Source organism: Streptomyces caniferus, assembly GCF_009811555.1.
Classification (GTDB): Bacteria; Actinomycetota; Actinomycetes; order Streptomycetales; family Streptomycetaceae; genus Streptomyces; species Streptomyces caniferus.
Genome location: NZ_BLIN01000002.1, coordinates 15,495 through 33,044 on the forward strand (window position 1 = coordinate 15,495; position 17,550 = coordinate 33,044).

Annotated in this window: 11 protein-coding genes; 2 read left to right on the forward strand and 9 right to left on the reverse strand. The window is 72.8% G+C overall.

What is annotated here, in order from left to right; translation table 11 throughout:
* The first annotated feature begins 18 nt into the window (after positions 1-18).
* Entirely contained in the window at positions 19-816 is a 798-nt protein-coding gene (gene lexA / locus Scani_RS01980; protein ID WP_159469409.1) for a transcriptional repressor LexA, read from the forward strand.
* A gap of 195 nt (positions 817-1,011) precedes the next feature.
* On the opposite strand, the gene Scani_RS01985 is transcribed toward lexA, so the two are convergent.
* From Scani_RS01985 to Scani_RS02005, 5 genes are all read right to left on the reverse strand, one after another.
* Positions 1,012-3,021, reverse strand: a complete 2,010-nt coding sequence (locus tag Scani_RS01985) for an ATP-dependent DNA helicase (protein ID WP_159469411.1) — start codon at positions 3,019-3,021, stop codon at positions 1,012-1,014.
* Positions 3,022-3,064: 43 nt separating this feature from the next.
* The gene (locus Scani_RS01990; protein ID WP_159469413.1) at positions 3,065-4,831 is read right to left on the reverse strand and encodes an IucA/IucC family protein; all 1,767 of its coding nucleotides are present in this window, start codon (positions 4,829-4,831) and stop codon (positions 3,065-3,067) included.
* 105 nt (positions 4,832-4,936) lie between these two features.
* A complete protein-coding gene (locus tag Scani_RS01995) occupies positions 4,937-5,638 on the reverse strand; it encodes a GNAT family N-acetyltransferase (protein ID WP_159469415.1) in 702 nt (233 codons plus the stop codon).
* A gap of 102 nt (positions 5,639-5,740) precedes the next feature.
* A complete protein-coding gene (locus Scani_RS02000; protein WP_159469416.1) occupies positions 5,741-7,759 on the reverse strand; it encodes an IucA/IucC family protein in 2,019 nt (672 codons plus the stop codon).
* On the reverse strand, positions 7,756-9,150 hold the full coding sequence (locus Scani_RS02005; RefSeq protein WP_159469418.1) for a diaminobutyrate--2-oxoglutarate transaminase family protein: 1,395 nt from the start codon (positions 9,148-9,150) through the stop codon (positions 7,756-7,758). Before Scani_RS02005 ends, Scani_RS02000 begins: the two co-directional genes overlap by 4 nt.
* A 280-nt stretch (positions 9,151-9,430) precedes the next feature.
* Here Scani_RS02005 and Scani_RS02010 point away from each other — a divergent pair, with 280 nt between their 5' ends.
* On the forward strand, positions 9,431-10,621 hold the full coding sequence (locus Scani_RS02010) for a trypsin-like serine peptidase (protein ID WP_159469420.1): 1,191 nt from the start codon (positions 9,431-9,433) through the stop codon (positions 10,619-10,621).
* A 114-nt stretch (positions 10,622-10,735) separates the two neighbouring features.
* Here Scani_RS02010 and hflX read toward each other — a convergent pair whose 3' ends face one another.
* The 4 genes from hflX to dapF form a co-directional block, all read right to left on the reverse strand.
* A complete protein-coding gene (gene hflX / locus Scani_RS02015) occupies positions 10,736-12,223 on the reverse strand; it encodes a GTPase HflX (protein WP_159469422.1) in 1,488 nt (495 codons plus the stop codon).
* A gap of 183 nt (positions 12,224-12,406) precedes the next feature.
* On the reverse strand, positions 12,407-14,095 hold the full coding sequence (locus Scani_RS02020; protein ID WP_159469423.1) for a M1 family metallopeptidase: 1,689 nt from the start codon (positions 14,093-14,095) through the stop codon (positions 12,407-12,409).
* Between the two features lie 143 nt (positions 14,096-14,238).
* On the reverse strand, positions 14,239-16,434 hold the full coding sequence (locus Scani_RS02025) for a RelA/SpoT family protein (RefSeq protein ID WP_159469425.1): 2,196 nt from the start codon (positions 16,432-16,434) through the stop codon (positions 14,239-14,241).
* Between the two features lie 196 nt (positions 16,435-16,630).
* The gene (dapF, locus tag Scani_RS02030; protein ID WP_159469427.1) at positions 16,631-17,506 is read right to left on the reverse strand and encodes a diaminopimelate epimerase; all 876 of its coding nucleotides are present in this window, start codon (positions 17,504-17,506) and stop codon (positions 16,631-16,633) included.
* Positions 17,507-17,550: the final 44 nt, after the last annotated feature.

Below are 17,550 nucleotides of genomic sequence, written 5' to 3' on the forward strand. Positions count from 1 at the left end.
ATTTCGAGAGGGGCCGACGTGACCACCACCGCAGACAGCGCGACCATCACCGCACAGAGCCACTCCCAGAGCCGGTTCGATCCGCAACAGGCACAGCGGCCGCCGATGGACGACGCCACGTCGGACTCCGAAGAGCCGAAGCCGGCCCGCTCGCTGCCCGGCCGTCCCCCGGGGATCCGGGCCGACAGCTCCGGACTCACGGACCGCCAGCGCAGGGTGATCGAGGTGATCCGGGATTCGGTGCAGCGGCGCGGCTACCCGCCGTCCATGCGCGAGATCGGCCAGGCGGTCGGGCTGTCCAGCACCTCGTCCGTTGCCCACCAGCTCATGGCTCTGGAGCGCAAGGGCTTCCTGCGGCGCGACCCGCACCGTCCCCGGGCGTACGAGGTGCGCGGCTCGGACCAGACCGCCGCTGCCGCGACGGAGACCGCCGGCAAGCCCGCCGCCTCCTACGTCCCGCTGGTCGGCCGGATCGCCGCCGGTGGCCCGATCCTCGCGGAGGAGTCGGTCGAGGATGTCTTCCCGCTCCCCCGCCAGCTCGTCGGCGACGGCGAACTGTTCGTCCTGAAGGTCGTCGGCGACTCCATGATCGAGGCCGCGATCTGCGACGGCGACTGGGTCACGGTCCGCCGCCAGCCGGTCGCCGAGAACGGCGACATCGTGGCCGCCATGCTCGACGGCGAGGCCACCGTCAAGCGCTTCAAGCGCGAGGACGGCCATGTGTGGCTGCTGCCGCACAACGCCGCGTACCAGCCGATCCCCGGCGACGAGGCCACCATTCTCGGCAAGGTGGTCGCGGTGCTGCGCCGCGTCTGACCCACCCCTGACCACCGAGCCCCGGAACCACTGCGCCGGTTCCGGGGCTTGGTCTTGCCGCGGTGCCCTTGCCCCTCTGCCCCTTTGTGGCTTGTGCCGCTGAACCGCGGCCGCTCTCGCGGAAGTGACCGAGGTGGCCGAGGTCCGGCCGGGGATGCTCACCGGGTCAGTGCAGACCCGCTGGGGGCTGGGTGGCTAGGCCCCGGCATTCTCCGCTGCCGGCTCGGCCGCTTCGGGTGAGGCCGCCGCCTTCGCCGCCGCGTCGATGGCGGCGAGGGAGCGGCGAACCTGGTTCCGGTCGGTGGTGTACCAGAAGTCGGGCATCGACTTGCGGAGGAAGGAACCGTAGCGGGCCCGCTCCACCCGGGGGTCGAGGACGGCCACCACTCCGCGGTCGCCGGTGGCGCGGACCAGACGGCCGGCGCCCTGGGCCATCAGCAGCGCGGCATGGGTGGCGGCGACCGCCATGAAGCCATTGCCGCCGGCCTCCTCCACGGCCTTCTGCCGGGCACTCATCAGCGGGTCGTCCGGGCGCGGGAACGGCACCCGGTCCATCACCACCAGCTGGCAGTTCACCCCGGGAACATCGACGCCCTGCCACAGGGACAGCGTGCCGAACAGGCACGTACGGGCATCGGAGGCGAAGGCCCGGATCAGCTCGCCGAGCGTCTCCTCGCCCTGGAGCAGGATCGGCAGGTCCAGCCGGCCGCGCAGCTCCTCGGCCGCGGCCTGGGCGGCGCGCATGGAGGAGAAGAGGCCGAGGGTGCGGCCGCCGGCGGCCTCGATCAGCTCGGTGAGTTCGTCGAGCATGTCCGTGCGGCTGCCCTCGCGGCCGGGCTGGGCGAGGTGCTTGGCGACGTAGAGGATGCCCTGCTTCGAGTAGTCGAAGGGGGAGCCGACGTCCAGGCCCTTCCAGGGCGGGACGTCCTCGCCCTCGGTGCCCTCGGGGGCCAGGCCCAGGGAGGCCGCGACCCCGTTGAAGTCGCCGCCCAGCTTGAGGGTGGCGGAGGTGAGGGTCACCGAGCGGTCGTCGAAGAGCTTCTCGCGCAGCAGGCCCGAGACGGACAGCGGGGCCACCCGGAGGGACGCGCCGAAGCGGTCGTGGCGTTCGTACCAGACCACGTCGTACTCGGAGCCGTTCGCGATCCGCTCGGCGACGGCGTGGACGTTCTCCAGCGAGGCGAGGGCCTGCTTGCGGACGGCGTCCTCGTCCTGGACCGACTTGTCGCGGGTCGAACCGAGCGCCGAGATGACCGTCCGGGCCGCATCCCGCAGCGCCATCAGGCAGTAGCCGAGATCCTCGGGGATCTCTTCGAGGCGGCCGGGCAGGGCCAGCTCCATGAGGCGCTCGAAGGTCTCCGACGCGGTCTGGAGCTGGTCGGCGGCCTTTTCGTTGACGAGCTTGGCGGCCCGGCGGACGGCGCGGTTGACCTGGCCGGGGGTGAGCTCGCCGGTGGCGACGCCGGTGACCCGGGAGACCAGCTCATGGGCCTCGTCGATGATCAGGACCTCGTGCGAGGGGAGGACCGGGGCGCCCTCGATCGCGTCGATGGCGAGCAGCGCGTGGTTGGTGACGACGACATCGGCGAGCTTGGCGCGCTCGCGGGCGGCCTCGGCGAAGCACTCCGCCCCGTAGGCGCACTTCGAGGCGCCCAGGCACTCCCGGGAGGAGACCGAGACCTGGCCCCAGGCACGGTCGGAGACTCCCGGGGTCAGCGCGTCACGGTCGCCGGTCTCGGTCTCGTCCGCCCAGTCGCGCAGCCGCAGCAGATCCTTGCCGAGCTTGCTGGTCGGCGTCGCCTGCTCGAAGACGTCGAAGAGCCCGTCCTCCTCTTCCTGCGGGACGCCCTCATGGAGGCGGTGCAGGCACAGGTAGTTGGAACGGCCCTTGAGCATGGCGAACTCGGGGCGGCGGCGCAGCAGCGGATGCAGCGCGTCGACCGTGCGCGGAAGATCGCGCTCGACGAGCTGACGCTGCAGCGCCAGGGTGGCCGTGGCGACGACCACTCTCTCGCCGTGCGCGAGCGCCGGCACCAGATAGCCGAGGGACTTTCCGGTGCCGGTGCCGGCCTGCACCAGCAGATGGGCCTGGTCGTCCACGGCCTCGGCGACGGCCTCGGCCATCGCCACCTGGCCGGGGCGCTCGGTGCCGCCGACGGCGGTGACGGCGGCGTGGAGCAGATCGGGGAGAGAGGGCTTCGTCATAGCGTGGCAAGCCTACGCGGGACCACTGACAGCCGGGCTTCGGTCACGGGTGATGGAGCGGGTTGGGCACGGTTCCGTGCACGGCCGCGTGCGGGCGGTCGCGGCGGTCCCGGTAACCGTCCACATGCAGACGGTTGCGGTTCAGGCACAGCCGCTCGATCCGCGGGGTGAGCAGGTCGAAGGTCTCGTACCGCTCCTTGAGCGCGGGGAAGCGCTCGTGGTGGCGCAGGATCTCGGTCCGTACGAGTGACCAGAACGCGGCCTCGGGAACGTCCAGTTGGTCCGCACACAGCGGCGCGAGGTAGCGGAAGACGCCGACGAACAGCCCGGAGTGGATGAACTGGGTGAGGAAGGCGGGCGGTTCGGTCAGCAGCACCGCCCGTACGTCGTCCGGCATGGAGTCGTGCTCGGGGAGCGGCCGGGAGCTGGTGTTGACGTCGTCGACGAAGTCCTTGACCGCGAGGCGGGTGGGGACGTCGTGCTCGTCGAAGACGACGATGGCGTTCTCGCCGTGCGGGGAGAAGACCGTGCCGTACTGGTAGAGGAAGTGCAGCAGGGGCGGCAGCAGGGCGGCGAACAGCCGGGCCAGCCAGTCGCGCGGGGCCAGCCCCGAGCGGCGCACCAGCTCCGCGGTCAGGGCGCGCCCCTGGGGATCGGTCTGCAGCAGCGCGGCCAGGGTGCGGGCGCGTTCACCGGGGTCCAGATGGACGCTGACCGGCTCGCGCCAGATACAGCCGAGCAGCTCCTTGAACTGGTACGGGACGCCGGGAAGCCGGTCGTAGAGGGGGTGCTCGACGGTGACCGAGGCGGTCTCGCCGAGCAGGATCACCCGGGTCTCGTCGCGCAGATAGGGGTCGGCGTCGCGCAGGCCGTGCACCCAGCGGGTGACGGCGGGCGCGGCGAGGGTGCGCTCGGTGGGCAGTCCGCGCCAGACCAGGGTGTTGAGGATGGACAGCGGCAGTTTGACCGTGCGGGCCCGTGGGCGGCTGAGGTTGAGGAAGGTGCGGATCGACTGCTGCGGCAGGCGGAGGTCGTTGTCAGTGGGCAGCGCGATGATGGATCTGTCGGCGAGCTGCGGGGCGAAGAGCGGGGCGGTGGTCTCGTCCCACTGCCAGGGATGGACGGGGAGGTAGAGGTAGTCGGCGGGGTCGTGGCCCTCGTCGGAGATGGTGCGGGCGAAGGCGTGACGGGTGGCGGGGTCGAGCTCCTCGCCGTAGAGACGGTCGGGGGTGGCCAGGGTGGGGATACCGCGGTAGTGGGCGATGCTGTGGTGCGCGGCGAGCCAGGGCAGGCGCTGGGCGGTGCGGGCCTCGGGGGCCCAGGTCGCCGCGTCGTGGGCGGAGAAGCCGAGCCGGCCCTTGTTCGCGACGAGCCAGGGGTGGCCGGTCTGGTGGCCTTCGAGGGTGGCGTAGTCCAGGTCCGCGAGTTCGGCGGCGCTGAGTGCGGTGGCGTCGAGCCGGGTGTCGGCGGCGAGGGTGGCGGTCAGCTCGCGGATGAGATGGCCGGTGGTGTCGCCGGACAGGCCCAGCACGGTGTCGTGCGCGTGGGTCAGGAAGCGGAAGGGGTCGGCGTCGGGGGTGATCGACTCGGGGTCCACGCGCCAGTGGCCGTAGGCGCCGCGGCGGGCGCGGAAGCGGTAGACCAGGCCGTCGGTGACCGGCAGCCGGTATTGCGGGGTGCCGTCGTGGGCCGTGCCGTCGGGCTCGGGGGTGAGGACTTCCTCGTACGCGAACTCCGCCAGGGTCTTGGCGAACAGTCGGCGCGCGGCGTGCTGCCAGGCGCTGTGCGAAGGCTGGGGCTCAGGCGACAAGGCGGGCTCCTCGAAGCGGGACCGCCCCGGCACGTACGGGGGACAACCGGGGCAGCGGGGGTGGACGGCGGACCGGAACGGGACCGTCGACGGACGGCGCCGGGGTCAGAGCAGGTGGCGGTGGGCGCGGTCGCGGACCATCAACGCCGCGCGTTTGCCGGGAAGTTCGATCTCGTCGCCGTAGCGGAATCCCGCGCTCAGGAAGGCCGCGACGGAGACGGTGTTGCGCAGATCGGGTTCGGCGAGGACACGTGCGCACTGCGGTCGGTGATCGAGTACGAGATCGGCGGTGGCGCGCAGCAGCATGCCGCCCAGCCCGCGTCCCCGGTCGCCGGCGCCGCCGATGAGCAGATGGACACCGGTGTCCTGGAGCCGGGCCGGGTAGTGGCGGGCGAGCGGGTCCAGATCGGCGCGGTAGATCTCCCAGTAGCTCATCGGAACCCCGGCCAGCACCCCCAGGCAGGGCACACTGCGGCCGTCGCCGTCGAGCTGGCCGCGCAGATGGGCGGCCGTGGTCTCCGGCGGGCCCGCCAGCTCCCAGAAGGCCGCCACGGCCGGATCGTTCATCCAGCCGGTGATCCGGTCGAGATCGCGGTCCGGCCGGACGGGGACGAGCTCGAACGGCCCGGCGGGGGTGTCGGCCGCCCCCCAGCCCGCGAGCTGGTCGAGCAGCGGGCCGGCGGCCGGCTCGTCCGGGGGCGTTTGCTGCCCGTGTCCCTCGGCGAACAGCGCGCTGAATTCGGGCGGGAGCTGCAGGTCGAGGGTGTCCTCGGAACTGGAGCCGAGGTCGGACTCGGTGGGTGGCACGGCGACACTCTCCTCTCGTGGCCGCGTGCCGCGTGGCCTGATGGGTCGCGGGGCGCCGGCGCCGGGGGGCGGAAGGCTGCTGACGGAGGTTGCGGTGGGCGGCTACGGGGCGAGGGGGTTGGGCACGGTGACGTAGACGGACTGGGTCTCGACCGGGCCGACGAGTTCGTCCATGCCGTGCAGCCGGGTCGCCAGGTTGGCCTTGCAGCGCAGCGTGCGGGCGGCGAGCAACTGCTCCGGGAGCGGCGAGCGGTGCGCCCGGGGGGCCGCGGCGGCATCGGCCAGGAACCGCCGGAAGGCGGCGAGCAGGATCTCCTCACGGACCAGGCGCTGGGAGCCGAAGGCGCCGATGAGGCCTAGGACGTTGTTGATGCCGAGGTAGTAGGCGAAGCGTTCGTCGGTGACGTCGTCGGCGACGAAGCTGTCGCTGGACTCGCCGATGCCGGGCAGCCGCCGCTCCAGCTCGGCGCGGCGGGAGGCGCGGAAATAGTAGCCCTGGTTGTCGCGGTAGCGGCCGCCGACCGGCCAGCCGTCGGGGTCCAGCAGCACCACGGTGTTCTGCTGGTGGGCTTCGAGCACGATGCCGGCCGTGCCGTCGAGCCACAGCACGGGCCGGACGACCGCTTCCAGGTAGCGCAGGAACCACTCGGTGGCCACCGCCTCCAGGGGGCGGCCGGTGCGGGCGCCGAGCGTGTGGACCAGGTCTTCGAGCCGGGAGCGCACGCCCGAGCGGCCGGGCCAGGGCCGGGGGGAGGTGAGGCCGGCGATGCACACCGCGTCGTCGGTGGTGCTGAAGGGGTTGTGGCGGATGACGACATCGAGGCCCTGGACCGGCGCGCCGTCGAAGCCGTCGACGGCGAGATAGGCCGGGTCGCGGACGATGTCGAAGCCCGGGTGGACGGTCTGCCACTGCTCGGCGAGGCCGGTGCGCAGCAGGCGGTGCACCTCGACGCCGCGGGCGAGCTCCTTACGGAGGTTCTCCCGGCGGGAGTTGGTGATCCGCAGCCCGAGGGAGAGCTTCAGCATGGCGTTCGCGTCGGGGCGGTAGACCGTGCGGACGGAGGAGGTGGGGTGCCAGAGCGGGCCGTGGACCCCGAGGTCGTGCAGCAGGCCGGCCTCGCGGAGGGCCGCGATGTCGGCGCGGTCGGCGAGCTCCCTGGCCTGCCAGGGGTGCAGCGGCAACGGCACGGTGTCGTCGGGGAGTCGGAGGCCGTCGCCCGCGAGGTCCCGGGCGAGCTGCTCGGCCGGTACGGGCTTGCCGCGTTCGGTCCAGGCGGAGTCGGCGGCCAGGACGGAGCGGTGCACGGCCGTCCAGTGGAGCGGGAAGGCGCCGCGGAGTTCGGGCGAATAGGCCCGGGTCTCGGCATCGGAGAGGCCCTCGCGGCTCTTGGGTGTGGGGTGCAGCGGGTGGCCGAGGAGCAGGGACTGTTCGGCTTCGAGGAAGAGGGCGCCGTGGTCGTCGGCGGGCCGGGCCCGCCGGTCGGTGAGGAAGGTGGCGACGTTCCGTACGGAGTTGGCGACCCGGCCGATGAGTTCGGCACCGGCGCCGTCCGGGGCCTGCTGCCGTTCGGCGTCCGGAGCCGGCCGCTCGTCGGTGTCCGCCACCCGGTGCTCGCCGCCGTCGGAGGCCCGGCGGTCGCCGTACGCGGCCTCCCGGCGCAGCAGCGCGGCGAGGGTGACGGCGTCCAGGGGGGCGGCGCCGGCCGGGGCGCCTTCGAGGGTGGGGGCGCCGAGACGGTGCCAGCCCGTGGGCGACCAGTAGCGGACGGGGAGGTGCAGGGCGCCCGCGGCGGCGCGCAGGGGGATGCGCACTCCGCCTTCGGCCGGGCGGGGGGTGCCGCTCTCGCGGATCCAGCAGCGCAGCAGGTGCTCGATGCCCGCGGCGTCGGCGGCGACCGCCGGGTCGGGGTGGTCGAGGGGGTCGTGGTCACCGGACGGGAGGTGGTCGTAGGGGCCGGGGGCACCGTGGTGGGCGGCCGGGTCCGGGGCCTCGTGGGTGTGGCAGGCGTCGCCCGGGGCGCGCCGCTGCTGGCGCGGTACGGACTCGATGGTGCCCGCGCCCTGGTGGGCGGGGACGCGCTCGGCGGACTGGCCGCCGTCGGGGCCGGGGCGTTCGTTCATGGGGAGGTGCCTCGCATTGTCGTGGGGGACGAGCCCGTCGGCCCGGGGGTGGTGCGGACCGCCGCCGTGATGGCGTCGGCGAGGCGGTCGAGGATGGCGTCCGCCTGTTCGTCGGTGATGGTGAGGGGTGGCAGCAGCCGGACGACGGCGGAGTGCCTGCCGCCCAGTTCGACGATCAGGCCGCGGTCCAGGCAGGCGTGCTGGACGGCGGCGGCGAGCCGGGGGTCGGCGGGGCGGGCGCCCGTGGCATCCGCGTCGGCGGAGCGGTCGACGAGCTCGACGCCGAGCATCAGCCCGCGGCCGCGGACGTCACCGATGCAGTCATGGGCGGCGGCGAGGGAGCCGAGGCGGTCGAGCATCCGGGCGCCGAGTTCCCCGGCCCGCCGGTCGAGGCCGTGGGTGCGGACGTAGGCGAGGGTGGCGGCGCCGGCGGCCATGGCGAGCTGGTTGCCGCGGAAGGTGCCCGCGTGAGCGCCGGGCTGCCAGGCGTCGAGTTCCTCGCGGTAGACGATCACGGCGAGCGGCAGGCTGCCGCCGATCGCCTTCGACAGCACGATCACATCGGGCACGATGCCGCTGTGGTCGACCGCCCAGAAGGCGCCGGTGCGGCCGACGCCGGTCTGCACCTCGTCCACGATCAGCGGGATCTGCCGGGCTGCGGTGATCTCCCGCATCCGCCGCAGCCAGCCGTCTGGCGCGGGGATCACTCCGCCCTCGCCCTGGACGGGTTCGAGGATCATCCCGGCCGGCTGGGACACCCCGCTCTTGTGGTCGTCCAGCAGGCTCTGGGTCCAGCGCGCGGCGAGCTCGGCACCGCGCTCGCCGCCGGTCTGGAAGGGGCAGCGGTAGTCATAGGGGTAGGGCAGCCGGACCACGCTGGTGTGCTGCGCTCCCCCGGAGGCGGCGAGCGCCTGTGAGGTCATGCCGTGGTAGGCGCCGGAGAAGGCCATCAGCCCGTCCCGGCCGGTCGCGGTGCGGACGAGCTTGAACGCGGCCTCGACGGCGTCCGTGCCGGCCGGGCCGCAGAACTGGATGCGCCCCTTTTCGGCCAACTCACGCGGCAGGGTGGCGAACAGCTCGGTGGTGAAGGCGTCCTTGACGGGGGTGGCCAGGTCGAGGACGTGCAGCGGCGCACCGGAGTCGAGGACCGCCCGGATCGCTTCGAGCACCACCGGGTGGTTGTGGCCGAGCGCCAGGGTTCCGGCGCCGGAGAGGCAGTCGAGGTAGCGCCTGCCGTCGGCGCCCTCGATGGTCAGCCCGCGGGCGCGCACCGGGACGATGGGCAGCGAGCGCGCGTAGGTGCGGGCAGCGGACTCGCGCAGGGACTGCCGCCGCAGGATCCCCTCATGGGCCGACGGCACGGCCGCCGGCATGGTTTCGGTCAACGCCACGGCAGTTGTGTCCTCCTGCTGGTGAGCTGCTGGTGCCGCGCGGGCTGGGGGCAGCCCGGGACGTCCCCCGTACGTACCAACGACGGCGGCGACCCGAGATCACGGTTGTCGGCAAGATCCTTGATGGCGTGGAACCGGGGACCCGAGTACCGCCGTCCCCATCGTCACCGGCATAGTGGGGTGTTGCGCCGGGATCTTGGGGTTCATGACAAAGAACAGACCGGTGCAACACCGAACACGCCACACCGGATCAGTCCGATTCACCAGGGGGAGCTCACCCATGCGATCCATACGTCGGCCAGTCCTGGCCGCCGCCGCCCTCACCGCCGTCGTGGCGCTCACCGCCACCGGCTGCGGCCCCGAGGGCGACAACGCGGACGCCAAGCCCAGCCAGTCCGCGGCCCAGGACTCCACGGGCGGGGGTGGCTTCCAGATTCCGCAGGACATTCAGGACAAGCTCAAGGAACACGGCTTCGACCTGGACAAGTGGAAGAACGGCGAGTGGAAGAACTGGAACCGGGACAAGTGGCTCCGGGAAGCCGGTGAGTTCATCAACCCGATCATCAAGGACTTCTGGGACAAGGACAAGATCGACAAGGTCAAGCCGCCCCAGGACCCGAGCAAGCCCGAGGACATCTCGGAGGACCAGGGCAAGACCGACCCCGAGCCCGCCGCCGTTCCGGCTCAGGCCGTCAAGACCCCGTACACCTCGACCGCTCCCGGCGTGGGCCTGCTGCTGTTCAGCACCCCCGAGGGCGGCTCGCGTTGCTCGGCCACCGTCGTCAAGGACCCGGCGCACCCCGGTAAGTCCAACCTCGTGTGGACCGCGGCGCACTGTGTGCACGCCGGCAAGAACGGCGGCTGGTACCGCAACATGATGTTCGTGCCGAACTTCAACAAGACCGGCGGCACCGAAGGCCAGTTGAAGGGCAAGCCCTACGAGGAGCGCGTCCCCTCGGGCAAGTGGTGGGCGGACGACATGGCGACGTCCCAGCAGTGGATCAAGGCCGGCGGCGCCGTTCCCGGTGTGCCGATGGCTCCCTACGACTTCGCGCTGATGCACGTGAAGCCCGAGGAGAGCACGGGCGGCAAGTCGCTGGAGGAGGTCGCCGGCGGTGCGTACCAGGTCGACTTCAACGCGCCCGCGATGGCCAAGATCCCGAGCCTGACCGCGCAGGGCTACCCGGCCGAGGCGCCGTTCGACGGTGCGGCGCAGCAGCAGTGCACCGACAAGCCGACCCGTCTGTCGATGGACGCCAAGAAGCCGACCATGTACCGGATCGGCTGCACCATGACCGGTGGTTCCTCCGGCGGCCCCTGGTTCATCAAGGGCACGGACGGCAAGCCGGTGCTGGTCTCCAACATGTCGATGGGGCCGCGCCCGGCCCGCTGGTCCGCCGGTCCCCACCTGGGCCCCGAGGCCAAGAGCATGTTCGACACCATGAGCAAGAAGTGGGCCGGCAAGCAGTAAGCAGGTGAGGCGGGCGGTGCCGGGAACGGCGCCGCCCGCCACCCGCCCACAGGCACCACGCAAAGGCCCGCCCCCGGTCTCCCGGGGGCGGGCCTTGTCCGTGCTCCGCGGCCGCTACGCCGCGGGGACGAAGCGCTGGAGTTCGGCGGCCAGCTCCTCGTGCACCCGCGCCTTGAGGACCGTGCCGTCCGCGGTGTGCTCCTCGGAGATGACCTCGCCCTCGGCGTGTGCCCGCGAGACCAGGGCGCCGTGGGTGTAAGGCACCAGGACCTCGATCTCGACCCGCGGCCGGGGAAGTTCCGCGTCCAGCAGGGCCAGCAGTTCGTCCAGGCCCTGGCCGGTACGGGCCGAGACCGCGAGGGCGTGCTTCTCCTGGCGCAGCAGTCGCTGCAGCACCAGCGGATCGGCCGCGTCGGCCTTGTTGACGACCACGATCTCGGGCACGTCCGTCGCGCCCACGTCGCGGATCACCTCGCGTACCGCGGCCAGCTGCTCCTCCGGCACCGGATGCGAACCGTCGACCACGTGCAGGATGAGATCGGACTCGCCGACCTCCTCCATCGTGGAGCGGAAGGCCTCGACGAGGTGGTGCGGCAGGTGCCGGACGAAGCCGACGGTGTCGGCGAGGGTGTAGAGCCGCCCGCTGGGCGTCTCGGCCCGCCGGACGGTCGGGTCCAGGGTGGCGAACAGCGCGTTCTCCACCAGGACACCGGCGCCGGTGAGGCGGTTGAGCAGGGAGGACTTGCCGGCGTTGGTGTAGCCGGCGATGGCGACCGAGGGGACCTTGTGGCGCCGGCGTTCCTGGCGCTTGATGTCCCGGCCGGTCTTCATCTCCGCGATCTCCCGGCGCATCTTCGCCATCTTCTCGCGGATCCGCCGCCGGTCCGTCTCGATCTTGGTCTCACCGGGACCACGGGTGGCCATACCGCCGCCCGCCGAACCGGAGCCACCGCCACCCATCTGCCGGGACAGCGACTGGCCCCAGCCGCGGAGCCTGGGGAGCATGTACTGCATCTGCGCCAGCGCGACCTGCGCCTTGCCCTCACGGGACTTGGCGTGCTGGGCGAAGATGTCGAGGATCAGGGCGGTCCGGTCGACCACCTTGACCTTGACGACGTCCTCGAGGTGGATCAGCTGGCCCGGGGAGAGCTCACCGTCGCAGACCACGGTGTCCGCCCCGGACTCGAGCACGATGTCGCGCAGCTCCAGGGCCTTGCCCGAGCCGATGTACGTGGCGGGGTCGGGCTTGTCGCGGCGCTGGATGACGCCGTCGAGCACCAGGGCGCCGGCGGTCTCGGCGAGTGCGGCGAGCTCGGCGAGGGAGTTCTCGGCCTCCTGGACCGTGCCGGAGGTCCAGACGCCCACGAGCACCACGCGCTCCAGACGGAGCTGCCGGTACTCGACCTCGGTGACGTCCTCGAGCTCGGTGGACAGGCCCGCTACACGGCGTAGCGCGGCACGGGCCGAACGGTCGTACTGGTCGCCGTCACGCTCCCCGTCGATCTCGTGGCTCCAGGCGACGTCCTCTTCCATCAGGGCGTTGGCCCGAAGGCTCTCGGGGAGGCGCTGCCGGTCCTGCGGAAGGGAAGAAGAGGAGGTCATTTGATCCTTTGCGTCGTTGGGTAGCCTCGCGGGGACCAGGTGTTCCCGCCGGGACTGTCGGTCGTGCGGCGACCGCCGCGGTGCTCCCGCCGCCGTCGCTGGTGTCAACGTCCGAGCCGTCCCGGAGATTCCCCGGGACGGCCGGTGCCGTCCCCTAGATGGTCCCACGCCCCGGGAAGGCCGTCACACGGGTTTTCCGGGGGTCGCGACGGCTCCCTTGGACGCGGGATGCACGGCTGCCCCCTTGGGCACGGGGCTCACGGCTGCCCCGTGTGGCCCAGGGCTCACCGCCGGCCCGTGAGGCCCTGGGCTCACCGCCGGACCCTTGGGCTGCACCGGCTTTGCCGCGGCCCCCTTGTGCTGCCACTCCGGATGCCCCGGCATCGGCGGGGTCCGGTCGCCGTAGAGCCATTCCTGGAAGAAGCCGGTGAGGTCCTGCCCGGCGACCTGGGAGGCGAGCTGGACGAAGTCGGAGGTGTCCGCCACGCCGTCGCGGTGCCGCTCGACCCATGCGCGTTCCAGGCGGTCGAAGGCGGCGAACCCGATCTTCTGCCGCAGGGCGTAGAGGACCAGTGCGCTGCCGTCGTAGACGATGGGACGGAAGATCCCGATCTTCTGTCCCGCGCCGGGAGCCTTGGGCGCGGCGGGCGGCCCGCCCTCGGCGCGCCAGCCGTCGGACTCCTGGTACGCGTGGCGCATACGGGCCTCCAGGGAGACCCGGCTGCCGCCCTTCTCCTCGGCGTAGAGGGACTCGTACCAGGTGGCATGGGCCTCGTTGAGCCAGACGTCGGACCAGCGGCGCGGGCTGACGCTGTCGCCGAACCACTGGTGGGCCAGCTCGTGCACCATCACGGACTCCACGTACCAGCCGGGCAGCTGGTGGGTGGTGAACATGGCCTTCTCGAAGAGCGACAGGGTCTGGGTCTCCAGCTCGAAGCCGGTCCGGGCGTTGGCGATCAGCACCCCGTACGCCTCGAAGGGGAAGGGCCCGACCTTGCGCTCCATCCAGGCCATGTGGGCCGGGGTCTTCGCCAGCCAGTGCGCGAGGGCGGCACGGTCCGCGGTCGGGACGACATCGCGGAGCGGCAGGCCGTGGGGTCCGTGGCGCAGCACCACGCTGGACTTCCCGATGGAGACCTGCGCCAGCTCGGTGGCCATGGGGTGGCTGGTGCGATAGGTCCAGGTGCGGCGCCCCGCGCGGGCGCCGGGGCTCAGCGGCAGCCCGTTGGCGACGGCGGTCAGCTCCTGCGGCGCGGTGATGCGGAAGGTGAAGAGCGCCTTGTCGGAGGGGTGATCGTTGCAGGGGAAGACGCGGTGTGCGGCGTCGGCCTGGTTGGCCATCGCCAGGCCGTCGGAGGTGCGGAGCCAGCCGCCGTCGCCCTTGGCCCGGGGGTCGCTGGTGTGCGCGATGGCGATCGTGACCTCCTGGCCCCGGGAGACGTGGAAGGCCGGGGTGAGCACCAGGTCCTCGCCGTGCTGCTCGTGCGCGGCGGGCAGGCCACCGATTTTGACGGAGCGTACGGTCCCGCGGGCGAAGTCGAGGTTGATGTGGTCGAGCTCGGTCGTGGCACGGACGGTGATCTCGGTGGTGGCGTCGAGCGGCTGGTCGTTGTGGCCGGAGTAGTCCAGGGAGACGTCGTAGGAGAGGGCGTCGTAGCCGGTGTTGCCGAGCATGGGGAAGAGCCGGTCGCCGAGGCCTTGCGGCCCTCTGGGGGGCGGCTCGGCCATGCCGAGGGTGGCGAGCGCGGCCAGCCCGAGGGCGGCGGCCCGTCGGCCGGTCCGGCGGAGCCCACCGCTCGGACCGCGGGGCAGGGCGCGGGCGGGGACGGGGCGACCGGGGTCGCGGAACGGGCGGCGCAGGGGAAGGGGCATGCACTACGGCTACCAACGCGGCCCCCTCCCCCGCGGGTGACGGGGCAAACGGCACCCGAACGGGCGGCGGATCGTGCGTCCGTCTTACGCCGCCGGGCGGAGAAGTTTCCGACGGACCGTCACCCGGCGGGCCCCCGGCCCCGTCAGGGCCGCAGCGCCGCCGCCTGCCGGGCCCGCCCGGCACGCAACACGTCGAAGACGCCGGGCACTTGGCGCATGGCCCGCATCAGGGACGGCAGCCCGGCGGCGTTCGGCAGATGCAGGGTGTAGGTGTGGCGGACCCGCTGTTCGTGCGGGGGTTCGACGGCGGCGGACACCACGGCGGCGCCCTGGGAGGCGATGGCCTCGGTGAGGTCGGCAAGGAGGTGCGGCCGGCTGAAGGCCTCTGCCAGGAGGGTGACCCGGCAGCCGTGGCCCCCCTGCCCGGCGCCCCGCCAGCGGACCCCGACCGGCTGCCGGCCGGTGGCCGCCATGCGCGCCACGGCGGGACACAGAGCGCGGTGGACGGTGACCGTGCCGCCCCGTACGGCGAAGCCGGTGACGGTGTCCGGCGGCACCGGGGTGCAGCAGCCCGCCAGCCGGACCGCCGCACCGGGCAGGTCCGCCACCACGAGGACCGAGGCGGGGGCGACCGGGTCCGCTCCGCACCGGTCGTGGCCGGCGGCCCGGCGGTCGGCGGGGGGTTCCGTGACGGGCCCCTCGCCGGCGCTCGCCGGGCGGGCGCCGGGCTCCTGCGGCCCGGCCAGCCACCGGGCGATGGCGAGCCGGGCGGCGGGCGTACGGGCATGGTCGAGCCATTCGGGCGAGGGTCCGGCCGCGGAGTCCGGGGCCATCAGCAGCTGCAGGCTGTCGCCGTCGTGCAGGACGGTGGAGAGCGTGGCGAGCCGGCCGTTGACGCGGGCGCCGATGCAGCAGTGCGCCACTTCGCCGTGCCGTTCGTAGGCGGCGTCCACGCAACTCGCCCCGGCGGGCAGACCGATCGCACCGCCCCCGACGGGGGGCGAGCCGTCCGACGGGGCGTCGGCGCAGAAGACGGTGATCTCCCGGTCCTGGGCGAGGTCGTCGCGCAGCGAGGTCCAGAACGTGTCCGGGTCGGGGGTGGTGCGCTGCCACTCCAGCAGCCGGGAGAGCCATCCCGGCCGGGTCGGGTCGGCCCGCTCGCCCTCGGGGGCGTCCGCGCCGTCCGTGGGGGCGTAGGGGTTGCCCAGCGCGATCACCCCGGCCTCGGCGACCCGGTGCATCTGGTGGGTGCGGATCAGCGTCTCGGCGATCTCCCCGGACGGGCCGGTGACCGCCGTGTGCAGCGACTGGTAGAGGTTGAACTTGGGGGCCGCGATGAAGTCCTTGAACTCGGAGACGACCGGGGTGAAGCAGGTGTGCAGTTCACCGAGGACGGCGTAGCAGTCGGCGTCCTCCGCCACCAGCACCAGCAGCCGTCCGAGGTCCGCGCCGGTCAGCTCGCGGCGGGCGAGGCGTACGCGGTGCACGGAGACGAAGTGCCGGGGCCGGACGAGGACTTCGGCGTCGATGCCCGCCTCGTCCAGGACCGTGCGCACCCGCCGGGCGAGCGCGGTGAGCGGGTCGGGCCGGGCGGTGTACTCCATGACCAGGGCCCGGGTGGTGGCGTACTCCTCGGGGTGCAGGATCGCGAAGACCAGGTCCTCCAGCTCGGCCTTGAGCGCCTGGACGCCGAGGCGTTCGGCGAGCGGGATCAGCACATCGCGGGTCACCTTGGCGATCCGGGCCTGCTTCTCGGGGCGCATCACCCCGAGGGTGCGCATGTTGTGCAGCCGGTCGGCGAGCTTGATGGACATCACCCGGACGTCGTTGCCGGTCGCCACCAGCATCTTGCGGAAGGTCTCCGGCTCGGCGGCCGCGCCGTAGTCGACCTTCTCCAGCTTGGTGACGCCGTCGACCAGATAGCAGACCTCCGCGCCGAACAGCTCCCGCACCTGATCCAGCGTCACTTCCGTGTCCTCGACGGTGTCGTGGAGCAGGGAGGCGGTCAAGGTCGTGGTCTCCGCGCCGAGTTCGGCGAGGATGAGGGTCACCGCGAGCGGGTGGGTGATGTACGGCTCGCCGCTCTTGCGCAGTTGGCCGCGGTGCGAGGACTCGGCGAGCAGATAGGCCCTGGCGAGGATGTCCAGGTCGGCGTCCGGGTGGTGGCCGCGGTGCACCTTGGCGACGTGCTCCATGGCGTGCGGGAGGCCGTCGCGCGGGGCGGGGCCGAGCAGCGCCGCCCGGCCGATACGGCGCAGCCCTCTGAGCTCCAGTCGGCGGCGGCCGCGCTTGCGGCCCGCTGCTCCAGGGTTACCAGGGTTAGTGGCCTCTGCGCTCATGGGCACCTCCGGCAGCGTCGACCGGCGGTGGGACGTGCCAGTTCGGACGTCCGGGCCGGTGCTTGATGCTATCGACCCCATCACGCAGCGCTGTCCGGCTCTCGCTCAGAGTGATACGGATCACCCGTTCGAGCGAACCTTCCGGCCGGAACCGTTTCTTGCGGGAGGCCCGCTGCCCGGGACGCCCCGGGGCGTGTCAGGCGAGCGCGGCGGCCAGCCAGGCGGGGTCGAAGGTGCCCTCGGCGACGATCTCGGCCGGGCCGGTCATCTCGACCGTGCCGTCGGGCTGCTCGGTGATCGAGAGGCTGCCGCCGAGCACATCGACCCGGTAGGTGACGGGTGTTCCGGTCTCCGCGGGGGCCGCGCCGTCCCGGCGGGCGGTGGCGACGGCGACCGCACAGGCGCCGGTGCCGCAGGAGCGGGTCTCGCCCGAACCGCGCTCGTGGACCCGCATCGCCACATGGCGCGGACCGCGGTCCACGACGAACTCGATGTTCACGCCGTCGGGATAAACCGACGCTGGGCCGAACGGCGGTACGGCCAGCAGGTCGCCGGCGTGGGCCAGGTCGTCGACGAAGACGACGGCGTGCGGATTGCCCATGTTCACGTTCGTCGACGGCCGGCCGCGGCCGTCGACGGTGACGACGACGCTGTCCTCGGGGAGCACGGCGCGGCCCATCGAGACCGTGACGTCGCCGGTCTTGGCGACGTGGACGCGGCGTACGCCGGCGCGGGTGGCGATGGCGAGGTCACCGGCCTCGACCAGGCCGGCGTGCAGCAGATAGCGCGCGAAGACGCGGACGCCGTTGCCGCACATCTCGGCGATCGAGCCGTCGCCGTTGCGGTAGTCCATGAACCACTCGGCCTCGTCGGCCTGGGCGCGCGCCTCGGGGTGCGCGGCGGAGCGCACGACGCGCAGCAGGCCGTCGCCGCCGAGTCCGGCCCGCCGGTCGCAGATCCTGGCGACGGCGGTCGCGGGCAGGTCGAGGCGGCCGTCCGGGTCGGGGACGATCACAAAGTCGTTCTCGGTGCCGTGGCCCTTGAGGAAGGCGAGGCGCTGCGTGCTGGTCACCCTTGCATCGTACGGGGGCGACCGGGGAATCGGCTTTACGGGGG

Coding starts and splice junctions, on each gene's coding strand:
- Scani_RS02000 (WP_159469416.1), bottom strand. CDS start 7,759: ATGAACGAACGCCCCGGCCCCGACGGCGGCCAGTCCGCCGAGCGCGTC.
- Scani_RS02020 (WP_159469423.1), bottom strand. CDS start 14,095: ATGCCCCTTCCCCTGCGCCGCCCGTTCCGCGACCCCGGTCGCCCCGTC.
- Scani_RS02025 (WP_159469425.1), bottom strand. CDS start 16,434: ATGAGCGCAGAGGCCACTAACCCTGGTAACCCTGGAGCAGCGGGCCGC.
- Scani_RS01985 (WP_159469411.1), bottom strand. CDS start 3,021: ATGACGAAGCCCTCTCTCCCCGATCTGCTCCACGCCGCCGTCACCGCC.
- hflX (WP_159469422.1), bottom strand. CDS start 12,223: ATGACCTCCTCTTCTTCCCTTCCGCAGGACCGGCAGCGCCTCCCCGAG.
- Scani_RS02010 (WP_159469420.1), top strand. CDS start 9,431: ATGCGATCCATACGTCGGCCAGTCCTGGCCGCCGCCGCCCTCACCGCC.